Source organism: Neisseria sp. P0014.S009 (genome assembly GCF_051958155.1).
Classification (GTDB): domain Bacteria; phylum Pseudomonadota; class Gammaproteobacteria; order Burkholderiales; family Neisseriaceae; genus Neisseria; species Neisseria flavescens_C.
Genome location: NZ_JBQCVS010000202.1, coordinates 1 through 247, shown reverse-complemented (window position 1 = coordinate 247; position 247 = coordinate 1). Strand labels below are relative to the sequence as shown.

Below are 247 nucleotides of genomic sequence, written 5' to 3'. Positions count from 1 at the left end.
TGAACTGGGTACGAAATTTACCGTACGTCTGCGTGAATGGCTGAAAAACGAAGCAGGTGAGTTTGAGCCTGTCGTTAACCGTTACGAAACGACTGTCGTCCGTGCATTGTTGAGCGAAATCTTGCCTAAAGGCCTGCCGTTCGAGTACATCAACAAAGCGCTGAAGAAAAAATAAATTTCTAAACTGATTAACGCATCATTCCGTCTGTGCGGATTGCGTGATACAGTTATTTTCGCCGACCACTTG

1 pseudogene is annotated in these 247 nt (G+C 45.3%); it reads left to right on the top strand.

Features of this window, described 5'->3' with window-relative positions:
* A pseudogene (locus tag ACTHS4_RS12315) lies at nt 1–247 on the top strand (hypothetical protein); the annotation flags it as partial.